Annotated in this window: 24 protein-coding genes; 6 read left to right on the top strand and 18 right to left on the bottom strand. The window is 67.6% G+C overall.

Going from position 1 to position 22,465, the window contains the following annotated elements; genetic code table 11:
- Positions 1-2: 2 nt before the first annotated feature.
- Positions 3-1,307, bottom strand: a complete 1,305-nt coding sequence (gene lplT, locus AC1D2O_RS33785; protein ID WP_478092167.1) for a lysophospholipid transporter LplT — start codon at positions 1,305-1,307, stop codon at positions 3-5.
- A gap of 172 nt (positions 1,308-1,479) precedes the next feature.
- Between lplT and alr the strand changes: the two genes are divergently transcribed.
- Both alr and AC1D2O_RS33775 read left to right on the top strand, forming a co-directional pair.
- Positions 1,480-2,568 (top strand): alanine racemase, encoded by a 1,089-nt coding sequence (alr, locus tag AC1D2O_RS33780; protein ID WP_478092168.1) that lies wholly within the window; start codon positions 1,480-1,482, stop codon positions 2,566-2,568.
- Between the two features lie 92 nt (positions 2,569-2,660).
- Positions 2,661-3,371 carry a hypothetical protein gene (locus tag AC1D2O_RS33775; RefSeq protein ID WP_478092170.1) on the top strand — a complete coding sequence of 237 codons (711 nt, stop codon included), beginning with the start codon at positions 2,661-2,663 and terminating at the stop codon, positions 3,369-3,371.
- A 9-nt stretch (positions 3,372-3,380) separates the two neighbouring features.
- On the opposite strand, the gene AC1D2O_RS33770 is transcribed toward AC1D2O_RS33775, so the two are convergent.
- The 15 genes from AC1D2O_RS33770 to AC1D2O_RS33700 form a co-directional block, all read right to left on the bottom strand.
- On the bottom strand, positions 3,381-4,358 hold the full coding sequence (locus AC1D2O_RS33770; protein ID WP_478092172.1) for a 2-dehydropantoate 2-reductase: 978 nt from the start codon (positions 4,356-4,358) through the stop codon (positions 3,381-3,383).
- 138 nt (positions 4,359-4,496) lie between these two features.
- On the bottom strand, positions 4,497-5,288 hold the full coding sequence (locus tag AC1D2O_RS33765) for a class II aldolase/adducin family protein (RefSeq protein ID WP_478092173.1): 792 nt from the start codon (positions 5,286-5,288) through the stop codon (positions 4,497-4,499).
- 142 nt (positions 5,289-5,430) lie between these two features.
- Positions 5,431-6,429, bottom strand: coding sequence for a Bug family tripartite tricarboxylate transporter substrate binding protein (locus AC1D2O_RS33760; protein ID WP_478158622.1), 999 nt, complete (start codon positions 6,427-6,429; stop codon positions 5,431-5,433).
- A gap of 206 nt (positions 6,430-6,635) precedes the next feature.
- Positions 6,636-7,448: an aldolase/citrate lyase family protein gene (locus AC1D2O_RS33755; RefSeq protein WP_478158621.1), complete on the bottom strand. Its 813-nt coding sequence runs from the start codon at positions 7,446-7,448 to the stop codon at positions 6,636-6,638.
- A gap of 10 nt (positions 7,449-7,458) precedes the next feature.
- On the bottom strand, positions 7,459-8,262 hold the full coding sequence (gene hpaH, locus AC1D2O_RS33750) for a 2-oxo-hept-4-ene-1,7-dioate hydratase (protein ID WP_478089738.1): 804 nt from the start codon (positions 8,260-8,262) through the stop codon (positions 7,459-7,461).
- Positions 8,263-8,265: 3 nt separating this feature from the next.
- On the bottom strand, positions 8,266-8,673 hold the full coding sequence (locus AC1D2O_RS33745) for a 5-carboxymethyl-2-hydroxymuconate isomerase (RefSeq protein WP_478089737.1): 408 nt from the start codon (positions 8,671-8,673) through the stop codon (positions 8,266-8,268).
- A 30-nt stretch (positions 8,674-8,703) separates the two neighbouring features.
- Complete coding sequence (hpaD, locus tag AC1D2O_RS33740) at positions 8,704-9,627, bottom strand: 3,4-dihydroxyphenylacetate 2,3-dioxygenase (protein ID WP_478089736.1); 924 nt, start codon at positions 9,625-9,627, stop codon at positions 8,704-8,706.
- Between the two features lie 2 nt (positions 9,628-9,629).
- Complete coding sequence (gene hpaE, locus AC1D2O_RS33735) at positions 9,630-11,087, bottom strand: 5-carboxymethyl-2-hydroxymuconate semialdehyde dehydrogenase (RefSeq protein ID WP_478089735.1); 1,458 nt, start codon at positions 11,085-11,087, stop codon at positions 9,630-9,632.
- Between the two features lie 17 nt (positions 11,088-11,104).
- Positions 11,105-12,082: a Bug family tripartite tricarboxylate transporter substrate binding protein gene (locus AC1D2O_RS33730; protein WP_478089734.1), complete on the bottom strand. Its 978-nt coding sequence runs from the start codon at positions 12,080-12,082 to the stop codon at positions 11,105-11,107.
- 23 nt (positions 12,083-12,105) lie between these two features.
- Positions 12,106-12,858 carry a fumarylacetoacetate hydrolase family protein gene (locus tag AC1D2O_RS33725; RefSeq protein WP_478089733.1) on the bottom strand — a complete coding sequence of 251 codons (753 nt, stop codon included), beginning with the start codon at positions 12,856-12,858 and terminating at the stop codon, positions 12,106-12,108.
- Positions 12,855-13,478, bottom strand: a complete 624-nt coding sequence (locus AC1D2O_RS33720) for a fumarylacetoacetate hydrolase family protein (protein ID WP_478089732.1) — start codon at positions 13,476-13,478, stop codon at positions 12,855-12,857. Before AC1D2O_RS33720 ends, AC1D2O_RS33725 begins: the two co-directional genes overlap by 4 nt.
- Positions 13,475-13,912 carry a homoprotocatechuate degradation operon regulator HpaR gene (gene hpaR / locus AC1D2O_RS33715; RefSeq protein ID WP_478089731.1) on the bottom strand — a complete coding sequence of 146 codons (438 nt, stop codon included), beginning with the start codon at positions 13,910-13,912 and terminating at the stop codon, positions 13,475-13,477. Before hpaR ends, AC1D2O_RS33720 begins: the two co-directional genes overlap by 4 nt.
- Positions 13,913-13,992: 80 nt before the next feature.
- A complete protein-coding gene (locus AC1D2O_RS33710) occupies positions 13,993-14,805 on the bottom strand; it encodes a class I SAM-dependent methyltransferase (RefSeq protein ID WP_478089730.1) in 813 nt (270 codons plus the stop codon).
- Positions 14,806-14,862: 57 nt separating this feature from the next.
- Positions 14,863-15,258, bottom strand: coding sequence for an MAPEG family protein (locus tag AC1D2O_RS33705; RefSeq protein ID WP_478089729.1), 396 nt, complete (start codon positions 15,256-15,258; stop codon positions 14,863-14,865).
- Between the two features lie 32 nt (positions 15,259-15,290).
- Positions 15,291-15,560 (bottom strand): antibiotic biosynthesis monooxygenase, encoded by a 270-nt coding sequence (locus AC1D2O_RS33700; protein WP_478158620.1) that lies wholly within the window; start codon positions 15,558-15,560, stop codon positions 15,291-15,293.
- Positions 15,561-15,915: 355 nt separating this feature from the next.
- On the opposite strand from AC1D2O_RS33700, the gene AC1D2O_RS33695 reads away from it, so the two are divergent.
- Positions 15,916-17,157 carry an MFS transporter gene (locus tag AC1D2O_RS33695; protein ID WP_478089727.1) on the top strand — a complete coding sequence of 414 codons (1,242 nt, stop codon included), beginning with the start codon at positions 15,916-15,918 and terminating at the stop codon, positions 17,155-17,157.
- A gap of 126 nt (positions 17,158-17,283) precedes the next feature.
- Here AC1D2O_RS33695 and AC1D2O_RS33690 read toward each other — a convergent pair whose 3' ends face one another.
- Both AC1D2O_RS33690 and AC1D2O_RS33685 read right to left on the bottom strand, forming a co-directional pair.
- The gene (locus AC1D2O_RS33690; protein WP_478089726.1) at positions 17,284-17,637 is read right to left on the bottom strand and encodes a hypothetical protein; all 354 of its coding nucleotides are present in this window, start codon (positions 17,635-17,637) and stop codon (positions 17,284-17,286) included.
- A gap of 61 nt (positions 17,638-17,698) precedes the next feature.
- A complete protein-coding gene (locus AC1D2O_RS33685) occupies positions 17,699-18,679 on the bottom strand; it encodes a M35 family metalloendopeptidase (protein ID WP_478158619.1) in 981 nt (326 codons plus the stop codon).
- A 263-nt stretch (positions 18,680-18,942) separates the two neighbouring features.
- Between AC1D2O_RS33685 and radA the strand changes: the two genes are divergently transcribed.
- The 3 genes from radA to AC1D2O_RS33670 all read left to right on the top strand — a co-directional run bounded on the left by radA (position 18,943) and on the right by AC1D2O_RS33670 (position 22,445).
- Entirely contained in the window at positions 18,943-20,334 is a 1,392-nt protein-coding gene (gene radA / locus AC1D2O_RS33680) for a DNA repair protein RadA (protein WP_478158618.1), read from the top strand.
- Between the two features lie 221 nt (positions 20,335-20,555).
- Positions 20,556-21,839 carry a porin gene (locus AC1D2O_RS33675; RefSeq protein WP_478093573.1) on the top strand — a complete coding sequence of 428 codons (1,284 nt, stop codon included), beginning with the start codon at positions 20,556-20,558 and terminating at the stop codon, positions 21,837-21,839.
- Between the two features lie 165 nt (positions 21,840-22,004).
- A complete protein-coding gene (locus tag AC1D2O_RS33670) occupies positions 22,005-22,445 on the top strand; it encodes a LysR family transcriptional regulator (protein WP_478093568.1) in 441 nt (146 codons plus the stop codon).
- The last annotated feature ends 20 nt before the right edge of the window (positions 22,446-22,465 follow it).

The raw sequence follows: 22,465 nt of genomic DNA, 5'->3' as shown, positions 1-22,465 counted from the left end.
GATCAGTGGTGCTTGTCGCTGCGCGCGATGGCGAGCAGGTGCTCGACTTCTTCGGGGTAGCGTTTCAGGTTGTTCTGGTGCCAGCGCCTGATGAGCCACATGAAGCCGGCCACCACGACGCCGAAGGCGGTGATGGCCGAATAGGCCGAGAGGCCGATGCCGGTGCAGGCGCTGTAGAACGCGCCCAGGACGAGGATGCAGGATTGCTCGTTGAAGTTCTGCACCGCGATCGACCGGCCGGCGCCCATCAGGTTGTGGCCGCGGTGCTGCAGCAGCGCGTTCATCGGCACCACCAGGAAGCCGCCCAGGCCGCCGAGCAGGATCAGGAAGGGAACGGCGATCCAGATGCTGCCGATGAAGTTCATGCCGATCACCAGCAGGCCCATGCCGATGCCCATCGGGATCACGCGCGTGGCCATGTCCAGCCGCATCCGCATCGAGGCCACGATGGCGCCCACCGCGGTGCCGATCGCCACCACCCCGGTCAGCGACGAGGCCTGCGCCGTGTTGTAGCCCAGCGCCAGCGAGGCCCAGGCCAGGACGATGTACTTGAGATTGCCGCCGGCGCCCCAGAACAGCGTGGTGGTGGCCAGCGAGATCTGCCCGAGCTTGTCGCGCCAGAGGCGCGAATTGCAGTGCCAGAAATCGGGCAGCAGGGCGAACACGTTGCGCACGATGCCGTGGTGCGGATTGGCGCGCAGTGGCCGCATCTCGACGCCGGTGTGCGGAATGCGCGTGTTGAACCAGGCCGCCACGATGTAGACCAGGATCAGCGCCGAGATCGCGGCCTCGGGCGCCGTGTTGATGCCGGTGTCGATGATGGGGAAGTCGAGCGCCAGCAGGTGGCTCGACAGCGTATGGCCCACCAGCTGGCCGCCGAGCACGATGCCCAGGATGATCGACGCGATGGTCAGGCCCTCGATCCAGCCGTTGGCCTTGACCAGCTGGGAGGCCGGCAGCAGCTCGGTCAGGATCCCGTACTTGGCCGGCGAATAGGCCGCGGCGCCGAGCCCGACGATGGCATAGGACAGCAGCGGATGCGAGCCGAACAGCATCATCACGCATCCCACCACCTTGATCGCGTTGCTGATGAACATGACCCTGCCTTTGGGCAAGGCGTCGGCGAAGGCGCCCACCAGCGGCGCCAGCGCCACATAGAAGACGGTGAAGATCGGCACCAGCGCGGCGCGCTGCCACTCCGGCGCGCCGCTGGTTCGCATGAGCTCCACCGCGGCTACGAAAAGCGCGTTGTCGGCCAGCGACGAAAAGAACTGGGCCGACATGATGGTGTAGAAACCGCGCTTCATCGATGAGCTGGCTGGCCGCGGGTGGGACCGCTGGCGATAGTGGAAAAATGGCCCGCTTCAGAGGCGGGTGCGCGGTTATAGCATGGGGTGCGCGATGTCAGAATGGCGCTTTCCGCGCATCACGCCGGGCCTTTTTGTGTGAGCGTTTCCAGCTTTTCACCAGGTTTTTGCCGTGCCACGTCCCATCCTAGCCACCGTTCACGCCGCCGCCTTGCGCCACAACCTCGACCGGGTCCGCCGCGCCGCGCTCGATTCCCGGGTCTGGGCGGTCGTCAAGGCCAACGCCTACGGGCACGGCATCGAACGGGTTTTCGATGCCTTCCGGGCCGCCGACGGCTTCGCGCTGCTCGACCTGGCCGAGGCCGAACGGGTGCGCGCGCTGGGCTGGCGCGGCCCGATCCTGCTGCTCGAAGGCGTGTTCGAGACCCGCGACCTCGAACTGTGCTCCCGCCTCGACCTCTGGCACGCGGTGCACTGCGACGCCCAGATCGACATGCTGGCCGCCCACAAGACGCAGGTGCCGCAGCGCGTCTTCCTCAAGATGAACTCCGGCATGAACCGCCTGGGCTTCGCGCCCGAACGCTTCCGCTCGGCCTGGACGCGGCTGAATGCGCTGCCGCAGGTCGACGAGATCTCGCTGATGACGCATTTCAGCGATGCCGACGGCGACCGCGGCATCACGCACCAGCTCGAGGTCTTCGACCACGCCACCCAGGACCTGCCGGGCGAACGCTCGGTCGCCAACAGCGCCGCCACGCTGCGCCACGCGACCCAGACCCGGGCCGACTGGGTGCGGCCGGGCATCGTGCTGTACGGCAGCGCGCCCGATTTTCCCGAGCATGACGCGGCGCACTGGCAGCTGCAGCCGGCCATGACGCTGTCCACGCGGCTGATCGGGGTGCAGACGCTGAAGGCCGGCGACACCATCGGCTACGGCTCCAGCTTCCGCGCCGAGGGCCCGCTGCGCATCGGCGTGGCCGCGGTCGGCTACGCCGACGGCTATCCGCGCCACTGCAGCACCGGCACGCCGGTGCTGGTGAACGGGGTGCGCACGCGGATGGTCGGGCGCGTCAGCATGGACATGATCACGGTCGACCTGACCCCGGTGCCCGACGCCGGATTCGGCAGCGAGGTCACGCTGTGGGGCCGTTCGTCGAAGGGCGCCTTGCTGCCGATCGACGAGGTCGCGAAGGCCGGTGGCACCGTGGGCTACGAGCTGATGTGCGCGGTGGCTCCCCGCGTGCCGATCACGGCGGACTGAATGGCCCCCACGCTCCCCACTGCGTGTGGTCGCTGCCCCCCGAGGGGGCCGCAGGCCGCCTTGGGGCGGCCCGGCGCCGGCCTGAACGATGCATGAGGATCCTTTCCGACTGGCGCTCGGTCCGGCTCTGGGAATCGCGGCTCGAGCAGGAGCTGCATCGCAGCCACGACCTGCGCCTGCACGGCTTCGCGATCGGCACCACGATCCTGCTGCTGATGTGGCTGGTGTCGCACCTGCAGATGCGCCTGGGCGTCGACTCGCTGGCCCTGCGCTACGCGCTGACGCTGGGCGCCGGCTACGCCGTCTACCTGCTGCTCCTGCGCTGGTGGGCCGGAAGATTGGTGCAGCGCAACACAAACTTCGATCCCGATCTGCCGGACCCCGGCACCTTCGATGGTCCGTCGGCGCACGGCTCAGGGGGCCAGTTCGATCTGCCTGACGTGGGCGGTGGTGCGCTCGACCTCGCGGGCGGTCTCGACGAGGGCGCGGTCTTCGTGGTGCCGGTCGTGGCCATCTTCCTGATCGGCGTCGCCATCGTGTGCGGCGCCGGCGCGCTGGTGCTGCTCTATTTCGGCTGGGACGCGCTGCTCGCGGTGGCGATCGAGATCGCGTTCTCGTACGTGTCGGCGCGCGCCGTGGTGCGCATCGCGCGCGAAGGCTGGCTGGCGGTCGCGCTGCGCCTGAGCTGGAAGCCGCTGCTCGGGGCGCTGCTGTGCGCGGTGCTGCTCGGCGCGGCGATCGACCGCTTCATGCCGCAGGTGAATTCGCTGCCGGCGGCGGTGCGGGCGCTGATGGGGCGCTGAGGCCGGCGCTCAGTACAACCCCAACTGCCGCGTCCGCAGCCGCGCCAGCCCCAGTAGCGCATCGGTGAACGGCGTCGCCACGCCGGCGCGCTGGCCCAGCTCGCGCACCGCGGTCACCAGCGCGTCGAGCTCGACCGCGCGGTGGGCCTCCACGTCCTGCAGCATCGAGGTCTTGAAGGCGCCGAGCTTGCGGGTGATGGCGTGCCGGTCCTCGGGGCTGTCGGCGATCGGCACGCCGATGCGCGCGCCGATCTCCTTGGCCTCCAGCATGATCGTGGAGATGAAGCCGCGCACCAGGTCGTCGTTGAGGATGAGGTCGGTGGTGGCGCCGGTCAGCGCGCTGATCGGGTTGACCGTCATGTTGCCCCAGAGCTTGTACCAGACGTCCTTCTGGATCTGCGGCGAGAGCTGGGTGTCGATGCCCGTGCCCGCCAGCAGGTCGAGCAGCGCCTTCGCGCGCGGAGTCGCCTCGCCCGAGGGCTCGCCGATGATCAGGCCGTTGCCGAAGTGATGCCGCACCACGCCGGGCGCGTCGAGCGAGCAGCTCGCGTGCACCACGCAGCCGATCACGTGCCTGGCGGGGATCGCGGCGTCGATGCGGCCGCCCGGGTCCACGGCCTCGAGCTGCGCGCCGGCCAGCGGGCCGCCGAAGCCACCCTGAAGGAACCACCACGGCACGCCGTTCATGGCCGTGAGCACGATGGTGTCCGGGCCCAGCAGCGGCGCGATCTGCTGCGCCACCGCGGGCAGCGCCGGCGCCTTCACGGCCACGATCACGAGGTCCTGCACGCCGAGCGTCTTCGGGTCTTCGCTGGCGTTGACCGGCACCGCCACGCGCGTGTCGCCGCTCGCCAGCACCAGCCCGTCGCGCTTCAGGGCTTCCAGCGTGGCGCCGCGCGCCACCACGTCGATGGTCGAGCCCGCCTGCGCGAGCTTCGAGCCGATCCAGCCGCCGATCGCGCCGGCGCCGTAGATGCACACTTTCATTGAGGGATGCTCCTTTGATCTTCGGTCGGGGCACACCTTGCCCCATTCCAGGAATACCGCGGAACCGGCTTTGCCGGGCCGCTGGTATTGCCCCCTGCAAGGGGGTGGGCGGCCACACGAAGTGGGCCAACCTGGGGGTTATTGCGTGTACGTGGAGTCGATGCGGTCGACCTGGCGCACCAGGGCGTCGAACACATCCTTGCCGGCGCCGTGCGCCGGATTGAATTGCAGCGCATCGCGCGTGCAGCGCTGCGCGATCTCTTCGGCGACCGGGATCGCCGGCCCCATCGAGAGAGTCGCCAGCTGGATCTCGCAGGCGCGCTGCAGCGTCCAGAGGATCGCGAAGGTCTGCGGCAGCGTCTGGCCCCAGGCCAGCAGGCCGTGGTTGCGAAGGATCACCGCCTGCCGGTCGCCCATGCTCCTGAGCAGGCGCGGACCCTCGTCGGCGTGAATGGTGATGCCCTCGAACTCATGGTAGGCCACCATGCCGTGCAACTGCGCGGTATAGAAATTGGTCTGCTGCAGGCCGCCCTGCACGCAGGCCACCGCCACGCCGGCGGTGGTGTGGGTGTGCATCACGCAATGTGCGCCGGGCAATCCGTCGTGGATGGCGGCATGCACCGTGAAGCCGGCCGGATTGACCGGGTAGGTCGAGCCGTCGAGCACCTTGCCCTGCAGGTCGATCTTGACCAGGTTGCTGGCCGTGACCTCGCTGTAGTGCAGGCCGAAGGGATTGATCAGGAACTGCTTCTCGCCACCGGTCACGCTGTCGGGCAGCCGCACCGTGATGTGGTTGTAGATCATCTCGGTCCAGCCCAGCATCGCGAACACGCGGTAGCAGGCGGCGAGCTCCAGCCTTGCGGCGCGCTCGTCGGGGTGGATCGCGGGATGCACCAGCGCCGAGGGCGTCGGGGTGGCGAGTGTGTTCACGGCATTTCCTTCAAGTAATTCATTACGCCCCAGTCCCCTTCCAGGAATACCGCGGAACCGGCTTTGCCGGGCCGCTGGTATTGCCCCCGGCGAGGGGGTGGGCGGCTACACGAAGTGAGCCAACCTGGGGGTGAGTCAGTGATCAGTTTTCCGCGGTGAAGCCGACCTGCTTGACGATCGGCGCCCACTTGGCGGTGTCTTTCTTGATCAGTTCCGTCAGCTCGGCGGGCGTCGAGGACATCGCCTCCAGGCCGAAGCCCGCCAGGCCGTCGATCACGTCCTTTTGCGCCAGCGCGGTCCTGAAGGCGGCGTTGGCGCGGTTCACCACTTCGGGCGAGGCCTTGGCCGGCAGCAGGAAGGCGAACCATTCGCTGTGTGTCATGTCCTTGATGCCCTGCTCCTCGAAGGTCGGCACGTCGGGGGCGAAGCGGCTGCGCTTGGCGCCGGACACGCCGAGGATGCGGATCTTGCCCGTGGGCAGGTGCTGCGTGATGTCGCCGATCGGGCCCGACACCGCCGCGATGTTGCCGCCCAGCAGGTCGAGCATCGCCGGCTGGGTGCCGCGGTAGGCCGCGTGCTTCAGGTCCACGCCCGCGCTCTTGCCGAGCAGCGCGCCGATGAAGTGCGGCGTCGATCCGGCCGCCGGCGAGCCGAAGTTGGCGCCTTCGGGATGGGTCTTGGCCCAGGCCAGGAATTCGGGCACCGTCTTGACCGACAGCGGCACGGCCGGGCCGACCGCGAAGCCGAAGTCGAACACGCAGGCCAGCGTGACCGGCGTCAGGTCGACCAGCGGGTCGTACGGCAGCTTCTTGTAGATGTGCGGATAGATCGTGAGGATCGAGGTCGGCGTCTGCAGGATCGTGGCGCCGTCGGCCGGCTGGCTCTTGACGTAGGTCACTGCGATCTGGCCGCCGGCACCGGTGCGGTTCTCGACCACCACGGCCCGGCCGTAGTCGGGCTGCAGCCGGGTCGCGACGCGACGGCAGGTCGTGTCGGAGGTGCCGCCGGCCGCGAAACCGGTGATCAGGCGCGCGGTCTCGAACGGAAAGGCTTGCGCCTGCGCGAAGGCGTGCTGGCCCAGGCTCGCGAGCAGCGCCGAGGCGCTGGTGGTCTGCAGCAGATGGCGGCGGGTGATGGTCATTCGATGTCTCCTCGGGATGGATGGATGCTTGCTTGCTTGCTTGGGAACTCGTCGCGCCACCGGGATGGCGGCGCCGGAGAGGGCCGCGGCGCCCTGGTGGCCAGGCCGCGCGCTGAGGGCGTATTCTTCCCGCAACCCGTGCCGCCTGACACCCGCGTTTACCTCACGTTTTCAATCCGGAAGTTCTCGCATCGATCGTCCGTCGGTCAGTAGGTGCCCCCGGCCGCCGCGGGCTTGGCGGCGCCCTTGAAGCTGGCCGCCAGCGCGCTGGTGCTGCGCACCAGCAGGTTGGTGTCGAGGCCGACGGCGACGAAGCTCGCGCCCAGCGCCAGGTACTTGCGTGCCAGCGCCTCGTTGGGCGTCAGGATGCCCGCGGCCTTGCCGGCGCGCTGGATGCGCGCGATGGCGTCCTCGATCGCCGCCTGCACCTCGGGGTGGTCGGAGTCGCCCACGTGGCCCATCGAGGCCGACAGGTCGGCCGGCCCGATGAAGATGCCGTCGACGCCGTCGATCGCCGCGATCGCGTCCAGGTTGGCCAGCGCCTCGCGCGACTCGGCCTGCACCAGCAGGCAGACGCGGTCGTTGGCGTCCTTGGCATAGCCCGGGTAGCGGCCCCAGCGCGAGGCGCGCGCCCCGCCCATGCCGCGCATGCCTTCGGGCGGATAGCGCATCGCGCGCACGATGGCCTGGGCCTGCGCGGGCGTGTCGACCATCGGGACCAGCAGCGTCTGCAGGCCGAGGTCGAGGTACTGCTTGATCAGCGCCGTGCCGGCGTCGCCGTGGCCCAGCGGCACGCGCGCGATCGCGTTCACGCCCGGATAGGCGGCGATCGCCTGCGCCTGCTGCAGGATGCTCTGCAGGCCGTTGGGCGAATGCTCGCCGTCGATCAGCAGCCAGTCGAAGCCGGCGCCGGCGCAGATCTCGGCGCTGTAGGCATCGGCCAGGCCGAGCCAGAGGCCGATCTGGGCGCGCTTGTCGATCAGGGCCTGCTTGAACGGATTCGGGGGGGTGGTGGTCATTGAATTTCTTTCAGGCGAAGCGGAAGGAAATGGTGCCCAGCGGGCCGTAGTCCGCATGGAAGGTGTCGCCGGGCAATGCCGCGGTCGGCCGCGTGAACGAGCCGCCGAGCACGATCTCGCCGGCCTCCAGGCATTCGTCCCATGGCGCCAGCTTGTTGGCGAGCCAGGCCACGCCGGTGGCCGGATGGTTGAGCACCGCGGCGGCCACGCCCGATTCCTCGATCACGCCGTTCTTGTACAGCAGGGCGCTGACCCAGCGCAGGTCGACCGCGTCGGGCTTCACGGGGCGGCCGCCGGTCACGATGCCGGCATTGGCCGCGTTGTCGGAGATGGTGTCGAACACGCGGCGCATCTGCTTGGTGTGGCGGTCGAACTGCTCGATGCGCGAATCGATGATCTCGATCGCCGGCACCACGTAGTCGGTGGCCGCGAGCACGTCGAAGATCGTCACCTTCGGCCCCTGCAGCCGCTTGCCGAGCACGAAGGCCAGCTCGACCTCGACCCGCGGCGCGATGAAGCGCGTGAACGGGATGTCACCGCCCTGGTCGAAGAACATGTCGTCGAGCAGGGTGCCGTAGTCGGGCTCGTCGATCTGGCTGGCCTGCTGCATCGCGCGCGAGGTCAGGCCGATCTTGTGGCCCTTGACGATGCGCCCCTCGGAGATCTTGGTCCTGACCCATTCGCGCGAGATCGCATAGCCGTCCTCGATCGTCATTTCGGGGTAGCGCTTCGAGAAGTGCTCGACCTGCACGCGCGACTTCTCGCTCTCGTTGAGTTCGGCGGCCAGTTGCCGGATGAGATGGGTGTCGAGCATGGTTCAGGCCTTGTTGAAGAGAGGATGCAGGTTGCTGTGCTTGCTGTCGTAGACCTGGCCCGGGCTCTCGTCGATCTGCAGCGTGATGCCGATGTGGCGCGCATCGAAGATCGGCGCGAAGTGCGCCTGGGTCACGGCCAGCAGCGCATCGCCGACGCGCTTCTGCACGGAAGCCGAGCGCCCCGAGCCCATGCGTACATTGAGGTACACGAAGGCGTAGTCGGCGCGGCCGTCGGCCACCGCGTAGTGGGCGGCCGGGTAGGCCAGCACGCGCGTGCCGCCGGTCGGGTAGACCTGCCTGCCCTCGTCGTCGCGCTGCGCGAGCATGCAGTCGGCCAGCGAGCGGCACAGCGCCGACATGTCGGTCTCGCCCTCGATGTTGGGCGTGTAGAGGATCACGAGGTGCGGCATGCGGTTCTCCGGGGCGGCAGGGTCAACGGATCAAAGGCGCGTCACGCTCTGGAATCCCTCGGCGCTCGACGCCTGCGCGTTCGGGATCGCGTGGCCATCCTGCGGCGTGACCGGGAAGAGCGCATTGATCTGGCCGGTGGCGGAAGATCCGAAGTAGGGCGTGATCACCTCCGCTTTGCCGTCGTAGGCCGACCAGCCGAGGGCGCCGAGCACCATGGCCGTGTCGTGCATGAACCCCTCGCCGTGGCCCTTGGCTGCGTACTCCGGCAGCATCGCGCAGAAGTCGGACCACTCGCCGTGTTCCCACATCCGCACCACCTCGTGGTCCATGCGCTCCAGCAGCGGGCTCCAGACGCGGTCGGCGAACTGCGGCGCCAGGCCGTTCTGCGCAAAGCGATGCGACAGCGATCCGCTGGCCAGGAAGGCCACGGTGCCGTCGTAGTGGTCCTCCACCGCACGGCGCATGGCCCAGCCCAGGCGGGCGCTGTCGTTCAGGTAGTGGCTGGTGCACAGGGCCGAGACGCAGATCGCCTTGAAGTGCAGGTCCTCGTTCATGTAGCGCATCGGGACCAGCGTGCCGTATTCCGGACCGAGCGTGGTGGCGTCGTGCGCCAGCGTCTCCACGCCCCATTCGTTGCATGTCTTCGCGAGCAGCTTGCCGAGTTCCGGATTGCCGGGCATCTCGTAGGGCATGTTGCTGATGAAGTGCGGCAGCTCGTTGCTGGTGTAGACGCCCTTGAAATGCGGCGCGCAATTGAGGTGGTAGCTCGCGTTCACCAGCCAGTGGGTGTCGAAGACCACGATGGTGTCGACGCCCAGTGCGCGGCAGCGGCGGCCGATCTCCTTGAGACCGTCGATGGCGGCCTGCCGGCTGCCCTTGCGCGGGCCGTCCAGCTCGCTCAGGTAGAGCGAGGGCACGTGCGTGATCTTGGCGGCGAGGGCGAGCGTTCCCATGGTCAGACCCCCCAATGCGGAATGTGATGCGAGCCGAGCGACACCGCCACGTTCTTCGGTTCGCAGAAGACCTCGTAGCTCCAGGTGCCGCCTTCGCGCCCCGTGCCCGAGGCCTTGGTGCCGCCGAAGGGCTGGCGCAGGTCGCGCACGTTCTGGCTGTTGACGAAGCACATGCCGGCTTCCACCGCCGCGGCGACGCGGTGCGCACGGCCGATGTTCTCGGTCCACACGTAGCTCGACAGTCCGTAGGCGATGTCGTTGGCGAGGCGGATCGCATCGGCCTCGTCCTTGAACGGAATCAGGCAAGCGACCGGGCCGAAGATCTCGTCCTGCGCGATCTTCATGCGGTTGTCGACGTCGGCGAACACGGTGGGCAGCACGTAGTTGCCGCGCCGGACGCGCTCCGGCAGCTCGGGCGCGCCGAGGCCGCCGCACAGCAGCGTGGCGCCTTCCTTCGGCCCCAGCTCGATGTAGCTGCGCACCTTGGCCAGGTGGGCCTGCGAGATCATCGGCCCGACGATGGTCTTCTCGTCGAGCGGATCGCCGACCGTGATGCGCTTCGCGCGCTCGGCGAACTTCGCGGCGAAGTCGGCATAGATCGACTGCTGCACCAGGATGCGCGAGCCCGCCGTGCAGCGCTCGCCGTTGTTGCTGAAGATCATGAAGATCGCCGCATCGAGCGCGCGGTCGAGGTCGGCGTCGTCGAAGATCACGAACGGGCTCTTGCCGCCGAGCTCCATGCTGAACTTCTTGAGGCCCGCGCTCTTCACGATGCGGTTGCCCGTGGCGGTCGATCCGGTGAACGAGATGGCGCGCACATCCGGGTGCGCCACCAGCGGCTCGCCGGCTTCCTTGCCGTAGCCGTGCACCAGGTTCAGCACGCCCGCCGGAATGCCGGCCTCGAGCGCCAGCTCGCCCAGGCGCGCGGCCGTCAGCGGCGACAGCTCGCTCATCTTGAGCACCGCCGTGTTGCCGAAGGCCAGGCAGGGCGCGACCTTCCAGGTGGCGGTCATGAAGGGCACGTTCCACGGCGAGATCAGCGCGCACACGCCCACCGGATGGAACAGCGTGTAGTTCAGGTGCGTGGGCGTCGGGTAGGTGTGGCCGTCGACGCGCGTGCACATCTCGGCGAAGTAGTAGAAGTTGTCGGCCGCGCGCGGCACCAGCTGCTTGCCGGTCTGCGCGATGACCTGGCCGCAGTCGTTGGTCTCGGTCTGCGCGATCTCGGGCACGTGCGCGGCGATCAGGTCGCCGAGCTTGCGGATCAGCCTGGCGCGTTCGGGCGCGGGCAGGCCGGCCCACTTCGGAAAGGCTTCCTTGGCAGCGGCCACGGCCGCATTCACCTCGGCCTCGCCGCCCGAGGCGACCTCGGCCAGCACTTCCTGGGTGGCGGGGTTGACGGTCTGGAAGTAGTCGCGGCCGGCGACGGATTTGCCGTTGATGAGGTGGTCGATCTGCATGGGGTGTCCTTCGGGGGTCAGTCGAGCCGGATCTCGCGCGAGGCGATCAGCGCCTGCCATTTCTTGCGCTCCGACTGCACATAGCGGTTCATCTCGGCGGCGTCGGTGGGGCGCGTTTCCCAGCCGGCGTCGAAGAGCTTCTGGCGCACGCCAGGGTCGTTCATGGCCTTCAGCAGGTCGGTGCCGAGCTTCTGCTGGATGTCCTTCGGCGTGGCGGCGGGCGCCACCAGGCCTTGCCAGGTGTAGGCCTCGACCCCGGCAAGGCCGAGTTCCTTGGCCGTCGGCACCTGGGGCAGTTGCGGCACGCGCTCGCCGGACATCGCGAGCAGCGGCACCACCTTGCCGGCCTTGACGGCGCTGATGCCGCTGGGCAGGTCGAGCATCATCAGCGGCACCTGGCCGCCCATCAGGTCCTGCAGCGCCGGGGCGCCGCCCTTGTAGGGCACGTGTAGCAGCTGCACGCCGGCCTCGCGCTGGAACAGCTCCAGTGCCAGGTGGTGCGGGCTGCCGGCGCCCGGCGTCGCCACGCTGTACTTGCCCGGCGCCGCCTTGAGCGCGGCGATCAGCGCCTTGGCATCGGCGAAGCCCGCGCCCGGCGCGGCCGTGAGGATCAGCGGCGAGCGGCCCATCATGCCGAGCGCGACGAAATCCTTCTCGGCGTCGTAGGGCAGCTTCTTGTAGAGCACCGGGTTGTAGACCAGCACGCCGTTGTCGGCCGAGAACACCGTGTAGCCGTCGCCCGGCGAACGCGCCACGTTCTCGGAGGCGATGATGGCGCTGGCCCCGGGGCGGTTGTCGACCAGCACCGGCTGGCCGATCTGCTGCGACAGCTGGGCCCCCGCCGTGCGGGCGAGAAAGTCGGTGCCGCCGCCGGCCGGATAGCCGACCACCCAGCGCACGGGCTTGGTCGGGAAGGACTGTGCCGGCGCATCGAACGCCACCACCGACGCGGCCAGCGCGGCCATGGCGGCCGCGAGCTTGATCATCTTCTTCATAGGGTCTCCGTTTGCTTCGCCGCTCAGCCCGCGGCAATGGTGTTGATGAGCGCGCCGATCTGCGCGATCTCGGTCACGACCACGTCGCCGGGGCGGCAGTCGACCACGCCGTCGGGCGTGCCCGTGAGGATCAGGTCGCCGGGCGACAAGGTCATGAAGCTGCTGAAGTACTCGATCAGGAAGGGTGCGTCGAAGATCATGTCCTTCGTGTTGCCCGACTGCGTGAGCTTGCCGTTGACCGTGGTCTGCAGCGCCAGCGCCATCGGATCGGCCACATCCCTGGCGTCGACCAGCCAGGGGCCGATCGGCGTGCAGGTGTCGCGGTTCTTCACGCGCAGGTTGGGGCGGTACCAGTTCTCGAGGTAGTCGCGGATCGCGTAGTCGTTGGCCACCGTGTAGCCGCCGATGAAGTCGTAGGCATCGTCGCGCCTGACCTTCTTCGCGGTCTTGCCGATCACGATCGCGAGCTCGCATTCGTAGTGCATGAACTGCACGTCGGCCGGGCGGTAGGTCAGGTGGCGATGGCCGGTCAGCGTGCTCTCGCCCTTGACGAACACCAGCGGCTCCTCGGGGGCCTTGAACGCCAGCTCCTTGGCATGGTCGGCGTAGTTGAGGCCCAGCGCGAGGATGGTGCGCGGGCGCGGCACCGGCGCCAGCGGCGGCAGCCACGACACGGCATCGGCCTGCAGCAGCCGCCCATCGGCCAGGCGCAGCTGGCCATCGGCCTCGACGGCCTCGTGCACCGCGCCTTCGAACAGGATGCGTGCGCGCTTCATGCTTGCTCCTTCACCAGCGTGTTGACCAGGGTCTCGAAGCCCGGCGCACTGATCTCGATGCGGTCGCCGGGACGCGCCAGCGGGCGGCCGGCGTCGCAGCCGAGCATCAGCACCTCGCCGTGCGCCAGCGTCATGAAGTCGCCGACCTCGGCCAGCAGCTGCGCGGCGCTGCGCACCGTCTGCGAGAAGTCGACCGACTGGCGCAGCTCGCCGTTGATGCGCACTTCGAGCTTGAACTGCGCCGGGTCGGCCACCTCCTGCGCGTCGCGCATCGCCGGGCCGATGCCCAGGAAGCCGTCGACGCACTTGAACTTGACCGGCGGGCGGAAGAAGCTCGCATGCGGGATCGACAGGTCGTTCATCAGCACGAAGCCCTCGACGTCGTTGTCGACGCCGATCACCATCGCGATGGTGGCGCCGACCTCCACCTCGGCCACCTGCGCCGGCACGGTGATCGTGCTGCCATGCGGGCTCCAGGTGTTGGCAGTCTTGACGTAGAGCACCGGCGCCTTCGGCGGTGCCTGGTACGGCGGCTGGCTCATCTGCGGCGCCAGGGCGTCGAACTCCGCGCGGAAGTTCAGCAGCACGCCGTAGACGGTGCCTGTGGGGGTGTAGCTCATGGTTGTGGTTGCTCCAGTGCGATGAGTTCGTCGAGCAAGGCATAGATCTGGGCGAGCTTCTGTTTGCCCATCGCCTCTTCCATCCACGCGTAGTGGGCTTCGATGCTGGTCGAGAGCTTCTTCACCAGCCGGCGCCCGTGCGCCGTGGCCTCGACCACGGTGCGACGCTGGTCCTCGGGGTCGCGGCTGCGCGTGATGAGCTCGTCGCGCTCCATGCGCGCCAGCACGCCGGTCAGGCTCGGCCCGAGGATGAAGGCCTCGCGCGCCACGCGGCCGGTTTCGACCGCGCCGTGTTCGCCGAGCACGCGCAGCACGCGCCATTGCTGGTCGGACAGCGAATGCTCGCGCAGGCTGGGCCGCGTGTGGCCCATGACGGCCTCGCGGGCCTGCAGCAGCAGGCGCGGCAAATTGCGGTGGGAGAAGGAAGTGCTCATGTCGGCCCGAATTATTTAATATATTAAATGATTGGGTCAAGTGGGCAAGCCTGCGGGTAAACCCTTTCAGCGATGAGAGCCTAGGCAGGCGCCTTGCCCTTGACGGCCCAGGCCAGCGCCGCATAGGAGCGCGGGCCGTCCGCGTCGCCGTCGAGATAGGCGGACTCGACGGCTTCGCGCAGCCGGGCGTGCGCTTCCTCGCCCAGCGTGGCGATGTATTCCGCACCGGGGCCGTCCTTGCCCTCGAAGGGCGCCCAGTAGTCCGCGAATGAAGCGAACTCCATCCGGATGCTGAGCGTCGTCTCGTCGACGCCCTTGAAGCCGGCGGCGCGCCACGCCCGGGCCAGTTCGCCGGGCCGCGTCATCGGCCGCGTGAAGTTGCGGGCGCGCCGCTCCCGCGCTGCCGGGTCGAGCGCGGCGGCGGTGTCGAAGAACATGCGGTTGGAAACGAAGCCGCCACGCACGTCCCACACGGTCGCGCCGACCACGCTCCCGGGCTTGGCGACCCGCCGCATCTCGGCAATCGCCTTGTCCGCGTCGGGCACGAAGTGCAGCAGCAGCAGCGAGAGCACGCGGTCGAAGCTGCGGTCGGGGAAGGGCAGCGCGCAGGCGTCGGCCACCTCGAAGACGATGCGCGGATCCTGGTTGTGGCGCCTGGCATGCGCGATGTAGGGCTCGGCGAGGTCCACGCCGCGCACTTCGCCGGCGCCGGTGCGGCGGGTCACGGCAAAGGCCAGGTGGCCCGTGCCGCAGCCGACATCGAGCACCCGGTCGCCATCCGCGGTGCCGACGAAGTCCAGGAAGGGCAGGGCGAGCTGGCGGCTCCAGCGGCCCATCAGCTTTTCGTAGGCATCGCCGTCGCTGGCGACGAAGGTCGAAGACGTGGTGTTCATCGCGGTCCCCTTCGCACGGATGGGCGCATCGCTTCAACGATGCGTGGCGGATCCCAGCTACAAGATGCCGGAAATCATCATCCCCAGCCCCACGATGCTGACCACCCAGATCGCCGTGCGCAGATAGGTGATGCCGGCGCAGTAGACGGGGACGTACAGCACCCGGGCCCAGAAGAAGATCTGCGCGCCCGTGGCGATCCTCGGGCTGGTCGCGCCCGCTGCATGCGCCACCAGCGCGATCGCGGCGAACAGCACGAAGTTCTCGAGCGTGTTGCGGGCTGCGCGCTCGGCGCGCCCTGCGAAGGGCGTGGCCTCGGGCAGCTTGTCGCGGTTGCCCAGCGCCATCAGGGTGCCGGACGGCGTCCAGCCCTTGACCCGGATGAGGCTCGCGAGGAGCACGGTGAGCCAGGTCAGGATGGCCATGTAGATCACGAGCGTGAGGGTGCTGGTCATGTCGAGGTCCTTGTGGCTCCGGGCGTATCGGCTCAGCGGTTGAGGAAGCAGATGTCCGGCTTGCCGACCACCCCGACGGCCTGCATCGCCTCGCGCAGATCCGCGGATTCGGCGAACGCCTTGGCTCGGGCGATGTCCTGCGCCTCGAACAGCATCACGACCTCGTTGGCGTCATCGACGCCGCGCAGCAGGTATTGCTCGGTGAGCCCTGCCTCGTCGCGCTTGGGCGCGTGGGCGTCATAGCCCGCCTTCCAGACGGTGAAGTCCTTGACCTTGTGCCTGATCAGCATGAAACCGTTCATGACGATGCTCCTCGAAACGAGTGGCGTCAGCGGGAATGAACCGGTCGCGGCAGCGCTGACCCAGCCGCGTTCGGTCGCTGTGATACAGCGGTCATCCTCTTGCCCCTGGCAGATTCGGCGTGGGAGAACGATAGGCGTCCTGGGCGTTGGCGTCTCGCCTGGGTTTGTACCTATCGCCTGCCGGCCGGCGCGCCCAGCCTCCCTACACCAACCCCCACTCGACAGGCGGGTGCTGGCGTAGACCGTGCGGCGGGGGCACGCGCCCGCAGTCCTGCAGACATCCCGCATCGGCGAGACAATGCCGTGCCTTTGTCCGCCGGCCGGCCCGGGGCGACCCACCCGAATCCTTCCGCGCATGTCATCCCCGCCTGCCGTTCCGACCCCGACCTCCACGTCCTCCTCGTCGTTTTCCCTGCGGCGCATCGCCGTGCCGGTCTTCGGCCCCTCGCTGCTGTTCGGCATCGGCGAAGGCGCCATCCTGCCGATCGTGCCGCTCACGGCACGCGATCTGGGGGCCTCGGTGCCGATGGCGGCGCTGATGGTCGCGCTGATCGGCATCGGATCGCTGCTCAACAACATCCCGGCGTCGTTCATCACGATGCGCTGGGGCGAGCGCTGGGCCATCGTCGCGGCGGGCGTGTGGAGCGCGCTCGGCATGGCGCTGTGCGTGTGGACGTCGCACCTGGGCCTGTTCGCCGCGGGCTGCTTCATGGTCGGCATGTCGCAGGCCGTCTACAACCTGGCACGCCAGAGCTACATGACCGAGGCGGTGCCCATCGCCTACCGTGCGCGCGCGCTGTCGACGCTGGGTGGCGTGATGCGCATCGGCATGTTCCTGGGCCCCTTTCTCGCGGCCGCTGCGGTGCATTCCTTCGGCCTGTCCGCGGCCTACGTGGTCGGCTTCGTCGGTGCCATGGGGGCGGCGATCGTGGGCGCGCGCATTCCCGACCTGGAGGCGCCGCCGCTGCCGCCCGGGCATGTCGCGCCCGCCGCGCCGACCATCATCTCGACGCTGCGCGACCACAAGCACGTGTTCCTGACGCTGGGCATCGGCGTGGTGCTGATCAGCGCGGTGCGGGCCTCGCGCCAGGCCGTGATTCCGCTGTGGGCCGACCACCTCGCGCTGGCGCCCTCGGTGGCCTCCCTGATCTACGGCTTGGCCGGCGGTATCGACATGCTGGTCTTCTACCCGGCCGGCAAGGTGATGGACCTGAAGGGCCGGGCCTGGGTGGCGGTGCCGTCGATGCTGATCATGGGGCTGGCGATGCTGCTGATGCCCCTGACGACCGGGACCTTCACGCTGTTGCTCGCGGCACTGGCCATCGGCTTCGGCAACGGCATCGGCTCGGGGATCATCATGACCATCGGCGCCGACCATTCGCCGCGCCACGGGCGCGCGCACTTCCTCGGCGTGTGGCGCCTGATGTCCGACATCGGCTCCTCCTGTGGCCCGGCACTGCTTTCTTTCCTGGCGGCCAGCCTGTCCCTGGCCTCGGGCATCGCCGTCACCGGGCTGATCGCCCTGGCGGCGGCGGGAACGCTGGGGTACTGGATTCCGCGACACGGAGATCGCGGCGGGCGACGGCGGGAGAGATGAGGCGGGCGCGCGTGCGTGTGGCGTAGTGCCCTGAACGCTTCAACCTTCCTATTCGGGCCCATGCCCTGGCAGAACCGGTCAGCCCTGGTTCTCATCTCCCCAGTTCGATGTGAGCAAGCGCCGCGCTCAGCGGTTGAAACCAGGGATCGGCACAGGGTTGCAGTCCGGCGCATTTGACGGATTCAATTGGACGACGGCGTAGTCCCCATTTGAGCGAAGATCCACCGTCGAATAGACGTGCGAGCTGGAGTGGATCGGCAAACCCTCGTAAAGACTGCTCAATGCGTGGGTCGCCACTTCGGCCCTGCGCCTTGCCAGTTCCTTGCTGCCCTGAATCTCGCTGTTGGCGGCGCCTTCAACGTCTGCATCTCCATACTCGAACCAGCCCCGAGCCTCGCCGAGCCAGTTCGCTAGCCGCACAATCTGCGCCCTTTCGAGCTGTGAGGAGTTCTTCGGGAAATCGAGGGTGATCTGAATCACGCGTTTGCACGCTTGAGCGTGGTTGCCGGCCAATACCAGTGCGAGCGCAAGTGCAATCGTCCTAGTGCGCATAGAGAACGTACCCTGTGATGCTGTCCGCATTGTTGCGTGCTTCGATAGGTTGCGAGGCCAAGGCGAGACTCTCGCGCATGCGATAGACCGTGTCGTTCGAGGAAAAGGTGTCGTCGAAGCGCGTCACCTCGTGAATGAGCGTTCCCACTTGGGAGTCGGTCGTATAGGCGATGTGGGGAATGGTGCAGAACTCGACAGCAATGCCGATGGTGTGCGTTTTGATGTCTGGTTTGCAGACTTCCGCGACAAGGCCATGTGAATTTCCTGACGGCGTACATCCAACGTTGCGCATGAGTTGTTCCGAATAGCGTACAAAGTTGTCGCAGGTGAGGCCCTTCAAGACACGGGCGCATGCCGCTAAGCCTGTTTGAAGATGCTGTCGGATTTGTTCGTCGTTCGATTCAAACCACTGGATAACGCGTTGCTGCTCGGGCTTGGTCCATTTCTCCAAGTCTTTCAGCCGCACTTCAATCATCTGGACGGCCTTGTCGCGCAATTCCATAACCAGAGTGCAAAACTCCCTGTTGGTCATATTGGGACAGATGTTCTCCGTCTGCTCAGCCTCGGGTGGATGCGTCACCTCCGAGTCAACCAACTTCTTGCTTGCGGCCAATGTGGACCTGTCCGCCCTCAGCCATCCCGGCACAAGCATGTGTGGCTCCAGATCGCCAGTACCACCACCCATGTCGTCGACCCACGAGGTGTGCACAAGCGTCGCGATGAGCGGCGGGGGAATGGGGCAATGGCAGAGCACCACATCGCCCTCCAGGGCCACTTCGGAAATGAACTCGATGCGGCGGGGACCGCCTGCCTTCGCGATGATGCCCACGCTGTTGCAGCCCTCGCAATAGGCTCGCCCCCCGATCAAGGCGACCTGATGGCCATGAAGGGTGTACTCGCGGCTGCTGTAGGGCAGCACGGCGCCGCCCGGCGCCGGTGGGTCGCCGACCACGATCATCTTTCTCATCATTTTTTTTTGTCTCCTTGCTTTAATGCGTCGATGGCAGTCGACCTGCCCGAACAGTCCGTCGGCGCAGATGATCTGCTTCTGAAGCGCAGCTTTGGCCTCGAATGAAAAAGTTCAGGCATGTCTTATGGGAACGCAGGCGTTGTCGGCTTTGGGATGACAGGATTTCTCGATGGAATGCGGCCTGTGCCTCAGCCGTCTCTCCCGATTCCTTTGTCGAGTGGGCTGCGACGGGCGCCACACCGCCCCTCCTACACTCACCCCCCATGGCCAAGGAAAAAACCCTCTACGTCTGCAGCGAATGCGGCGGCACCAGCCCCAAGTGGCTCGGCAAATGCCCGAGCTGCGGCGCCTGGAACACATTGATCGAGCAGGTTGCCGGCCCCGCGGGCGGCACTGCCAACAACCGCTTCGGCACCCAGTTCTCGTCGCTGGCCGGCTCGGCCGAACTCGCGACCCTGTCTGAAATCGAGGCCACCGACATCGCGCGCGCGCCCACCGGCATCGACGAACTCGACCGCGTGCTGGGCGGCGGCATCGTCGACGGCGGCGTGACGCTGATCGGCGGCGACCCGGGCATCGGCAAGTCCACCCTGCTGCTGCAGGCGGTCGATGCGCTGCAGCACGCCGGGCGCAACGCGCTCTACGTCACGGGCGAGGAGAGCGGCGCCCAGGTGGCCTTGCGCTCGCGCCGGCTGGGCCTGGAGCATTCGCAGGTGCAGGTGCTGGCCGAGATCCAGCTGGAGAAGATCATCGCCACGCTGGACGCGCACCGCCCGGCGATCGCGGTCATCGACTCGATCCAGACCGTGTACTCCGACCAGCTCACCTCGGCCCCGGGGTCGGTGGCCCAGGTGCGCGAGTGCGCCGCGCACCTCACGCGCTTTGCCAAGGCCAGCGGCACCGCGATCGTGCTGGTGGGCCACGTCACCAAGGAAGGCGCGCTGGCCGGCCCGCGCGTGCTGGAGCACATGGTCGACACGGTGCTGTACTTCGAGGGCGACACGCATTCGAGCTTCCGCCTGGTGCGGGCCATCAAGAACCGCTTCGGCGCGGTCAACGAGATCGGCGTCTTCGCGATGACCGAGCGCGGCCTGAAGGGCGTGGCGAACCCGAGCGCGATCTTCCTGAGCCAGCATGCCGAGCCGGTGCCCGGCAGCGTGGTGCTGGTCACGCTGGAAGGCACGCGGCCGATGCTGGTCGAGATCCAGGCCCTGGTCGACGACGGCGGGCCCAGCCCGCGCCGGCTGTCGGTGGGCCTGGACCGCGACCGCCTCGCGATGCTGCTGGCGGTGCTGCACCGGCATGCGGGCGTGGCCTGCATGGACCAGGACGTGTTCGTCAACGCGGTGGGCGGGGTGCGCATCAGCGAGCCCGCGGCCGACCTCGCGGTGATGCTCGCGATCACGTCGAGCCTGCGCGGCAAGCCGCTGCCCAAGGGCTTCATCGCCTTCGGCGAAGTGGGGCTGGCCGGCGAGGTGCGGCCCGCGCCGCGCGGGCAGGAGCGCCTGCGCGAAGCGGCCAAGCTCGGCTTCAGCGTGGCGGTGGTGCCCAAGGCGAATGCGCCACGCAAGGGCGCGAAAGAGATCGAAGGGCTGACGATCCATGCGGTGGAGCGGATCGAAGAGGCGCTCGATATCGTGCGGCAGCTGCAGTAGCCCCTTGTCGCAATCACACAACGGCGCAGGGAACTCCTGCGTCGGCATTGCATAGTTTTGGATTGACTTTGCATACCTCCGGCCGCCCCGGCGAACCGGCTCGGATGCAATAGGGGCAACTTCCCAAAAGGAGGTTGGCCCGGGGTCTGGTGGGCACACAAGTGCCAGTCACGGTGAGTCCTTCGCACCGGAGCCCCATGTTTATCCTTGGAAAACTTGAAATGAAAAAATCTCTAGTCGCCCTGGCTGCCCTGGCTGTTGCCGGCATTGCCTCGGCTCAGTCGTCGGTCACGCTGTTCGGTGTGGTTGACGCGACCATCAGCGGCTTCTCGAACAAGTCTGAAGGCGCTCTGGGCCAGGACGTCACGAAGAGCCAAACGGTTCTGCGCAACTCTGGCTACAACTCCAGCCGTCTGGGCTTCCGTGGCACGGAAGACCTCGGTGGTGGCTTGTCGGCCGGCTTCTGGCTCGAAGGCGCGATCAACAATGACGACGGCACCGGTTCTGCAAGCGGCGGCGGCCTGAACTTCCAGCGTCGTTCGACCGTGAGCCTCTCGGGTGCTTTCGGTGAAGTTCGCCTCGGTCGTGACTACACCCCGACGTACTGGAACGACACCGTGTTCGATCCGTTCGGCGCCAACGGCGTGGGCACCAACCTGATCGTGACCGCCAACGGCTACAACAATCCGGGCAGCGTGATCTCGCAAGGTGGTTTCACCCAGAACACGACCTACACCCGTGCCAGCAACTCGGTCGGCTTCTTCCTGCCGCCGAACCTGGGTGGTTTCTACGGCCAGGTGATGTACGCCTTCAACGAGAAGACCAGCTACGATCCGGCCGGCCTGACCCCTCCGGGCGCCGCCGCCGTCGTGAACAATCCGGCATTGCTGAACACGGCCGGCAACGAGCGCGCTGGTCGCTACTGGGGCGGCCGCATCGGTTACGCCAACGGTCCCCTGGACGTGGCTCTCGCGTACGGTCAAAGCACCCTCGCGTCGAACTACTACGCCGGCACCACGAACAACCTCGACACCTGGAACCTCGGTGCTTCGTACGACTTCGGCGTGGTCAAGCTGTTCGGTGAATATTCGAGCGCCAAGCAGAAGCAAGACACGTCGAGCAACTTCGTTGCCGGCGCGACCAACCCGTTCGGCTTCCGTGAACCCGGCGCTGACGGCTGGCTGCTCGGTGCAACCGTTCCCGTCGGTCCTGGCGTGATCCGCGTTTCGTACTCGGCAGTGGACTACAAGGACACCGGCACGTACATCAACCAACTGTTCGGCTTCCGTCCGGACCCGAAGGCTGACAAGTTCGCCCTGGGCTATGTGCACAACCTCTCGAAGCGTACGGCCCTGTACGCCACGGTGGCGCGCATCAACAACAAGAACGGCGCCGACCTGACCGTGGGCGGCCCGTCGTTCTACACGACGACCAACACCCTCACCGGCACGCTGACCCCGAAGAGCTCGACGGGCTACGACCTCGGCATCCGTCACTCGTTCTGATCTGACAAGCGCACAAGTCAGAATCACCAGGTGATCCCTGAAGGCTGCCCGACAGACGTCGGGCAGCCTGCTTTCATTCATCGGCTCGCTGCGGCGGGTTCAGGAATCGGCAAGGGAGAGTCTCAAGTGCAGAACAGTACCCCATTCAGGCATATGGCAGACAAGATGATCGACCTCAACGATCTCCGAATCTTTGCGTATGTCGCGTCGCTCGGCAGCTTCTCCTCGGCTGCCGATGCATTGCAGATCCACAAGTCGAGCGTGAGCAGGAGCATTGCGCGGCTCGAAGCCATGCTGGAAGAGCCTTTGCTCGAGCGCACGACCCGCAAGGTCCTGCTGACCCGGCGCGGCATCGATCTGAAACAAAGTTGCGTCGAGATGCTCGCACGCGTCAACGAAACGATCGGGTACGTGGGCGGCATCGACGACGACACCGCACCCCGGAGCCTCTCGGTCAGAGCCGGGTCCGGCGCGCTGGCCGGTCCGAAGAGCATGGGAGCCGCGGAGCGCAAGCCGCTTCTCTCGATGGGCCGCATCCAGGTCCGGCTGGGCGCCGGTCACGGCGGCCGGCCACAGGTCGTCGGCCGCTTCGGCGCGACGACATAGGCCGCGCTTCAAGGACATCG

It is taken from the genome of Variovorax sp. P1_G12, assembly GCF_056405555.1.
Note: the sequence above shows the minus strand (reverse complement) of the source record. Positions and strands in the feature narration are given on the sequence as shown.

Excerpts from the sequence above, each read along its gene's own strand:
- AC1D2O_RS33675 (WP_478093573.1), top strand. The coding sequence starts at position 20,556 with ATGAAAAAATCTCTAGTCGCCCTGGCTGCCCTGGCTGTTGCCGGCATT.
- AC1D2O_RS33695 (WP_478089727.1), top strand. The coding sequence starts at position 15,916 with ATGTCATCCCCGCCTGCCGTTCCGACCCCGACCTCCACGTCCTCCTCG.
- AC1D2O_RS33730 (WP_478089734.1), bottom strand. The coding sequence starts at position 12,082 with ATGAAGAAGATGATCAAGCTCGCGGCCGCCATGGCCGCGCTGGCCGCG.
- hpaE (WP_478089735.1), bottom strand. The coding sequence starts at position 11,087 with ATGCAGATCGACCACCTCATCAACGGCAAATCCGTCGCCGGCCGCGAC.
- AC1D2O_RS33700 (WP_478158620.1), bottom strand. The coding sequence starts at position 15,560 with ATGAACGGTTTCATGCTGATCAGGCACAAGGTCAAGGACTTCACCGTC.
- AC1D2O_RS33745 (WP_478089737.1), bottom strand. The coding sequence starts at position 8,673 with ATGCCGCACCTCGTGATCCTCTACACGCCCAACATCGAGGGCGAGACC.
- radA (WP_478158618.1), top strand. The coding sequence starts at position 18,943 with ATGGCCAAGGAAAAAACCCTCTACGTCTGCAGCGAATGCGGCGGCACC.
- AC1D2O_RS33685 (WP_478158619.1), bottom strand. The coding sequence starts at position 18,679 with ATGATGAGAAAGATGATCGTGGTCGGCGACCCACCGGCGCCGGGCGGC.
- AC1D2O_RS33760 (WP_478158622.1), bottom strand. The coding sequence starts at position 6,429 with ATGACCATCACCCGCCGCCATCTGCTGCAGACCACCAGCGCCTCGGCG.
- hpaR (WP_478089731.1), bottom strand. The coding sequence starts at position 13,912 with ATGAGCACTTCCTTCTCCCACCGCAATTTGCCGCGCCTGCTGCTGCAG.
- AC1D2O_RS33705 (WP_478089729.1), bottom strand. The coding sequence starts at position 15,258 with ATGACCAGCACCCTCACGCTCGTGATCTACATGGCCATCCTGACCTGG.
- AC1D2O_RS33725 (WP_478089733.1), bottom strand. The coding sequence starts at position 12,858 with ATGAAGCGCGCACGCATCCTGTTCGAAGGCGCGGTGCACGAGGCCGTC.
- AC1D2O_RS33770 (WP_478092172.1), bottom strand. The coding sequence starts at position 4,358 with ATGAAAGTGTGCATCTACGGCGCCGGCGCGATCGGCGGCTGGATCGGC.
- AC1D2O_RS33720 (WP_478089732.1), bottom strand. The coding sequence starts at position 13,478 with ATGAGCTACACCCCCACAGGCACCGTCTACGGCGTGCTGCTGAACTTC.
- AC1D2O_RS33670 (WP_478093568.1), top strand. The coding sequence starts at position 22,005 with ATGATCGACCTCAACGATCTCCGAATCTTTGCGTATGTCGCGTCGCTC.
- AC1D2O_RS33755 (WP_478158621.1), bottom strand. The coding sequence starts at position 7,448 with ATGACCACCACCCCCCCGAATCCGTTCAAGCAGGCCCTGATCGACAAG.
- lplT (WP_478092167.1), bottom strand. The coding sequence starts at position 1,307 with ATGAAGCGCGGTTTCTACACCATCATGTCGGCCCAGTTCTTTTCGTCG.
- AC1D2O_RS33775 (WP_478092170.1), top strand. The coding sequence starts at position 2,661 with ATGAGGATCCTTTCCGACTGGCGCTCGGTCCGGCTCTGGGAATCGCGG.
- hpaD (WP_478089736.1), bottom strand. The coding sequence starts at position 9,627 with ATGGGAACGCTCGCCCTCGCCGCCAAGATCACGCACGTGCCCTCGCTC.
- hpaH (WP_478089738.1), bottom strand. The coding sequence starts at position 8,262 with ATGCTCGACACCCATCTCATCCGGCAACTGGCCGCCGAACTCAACGAG.
- AC1D2O_RS33710 (WP_478089730.1), bottom strand. The coding sequence starts at position 14,805 with ATGAACACCACGTCTTCGACCTTCGTCGCCAGCGACGGCGATGCCTAC.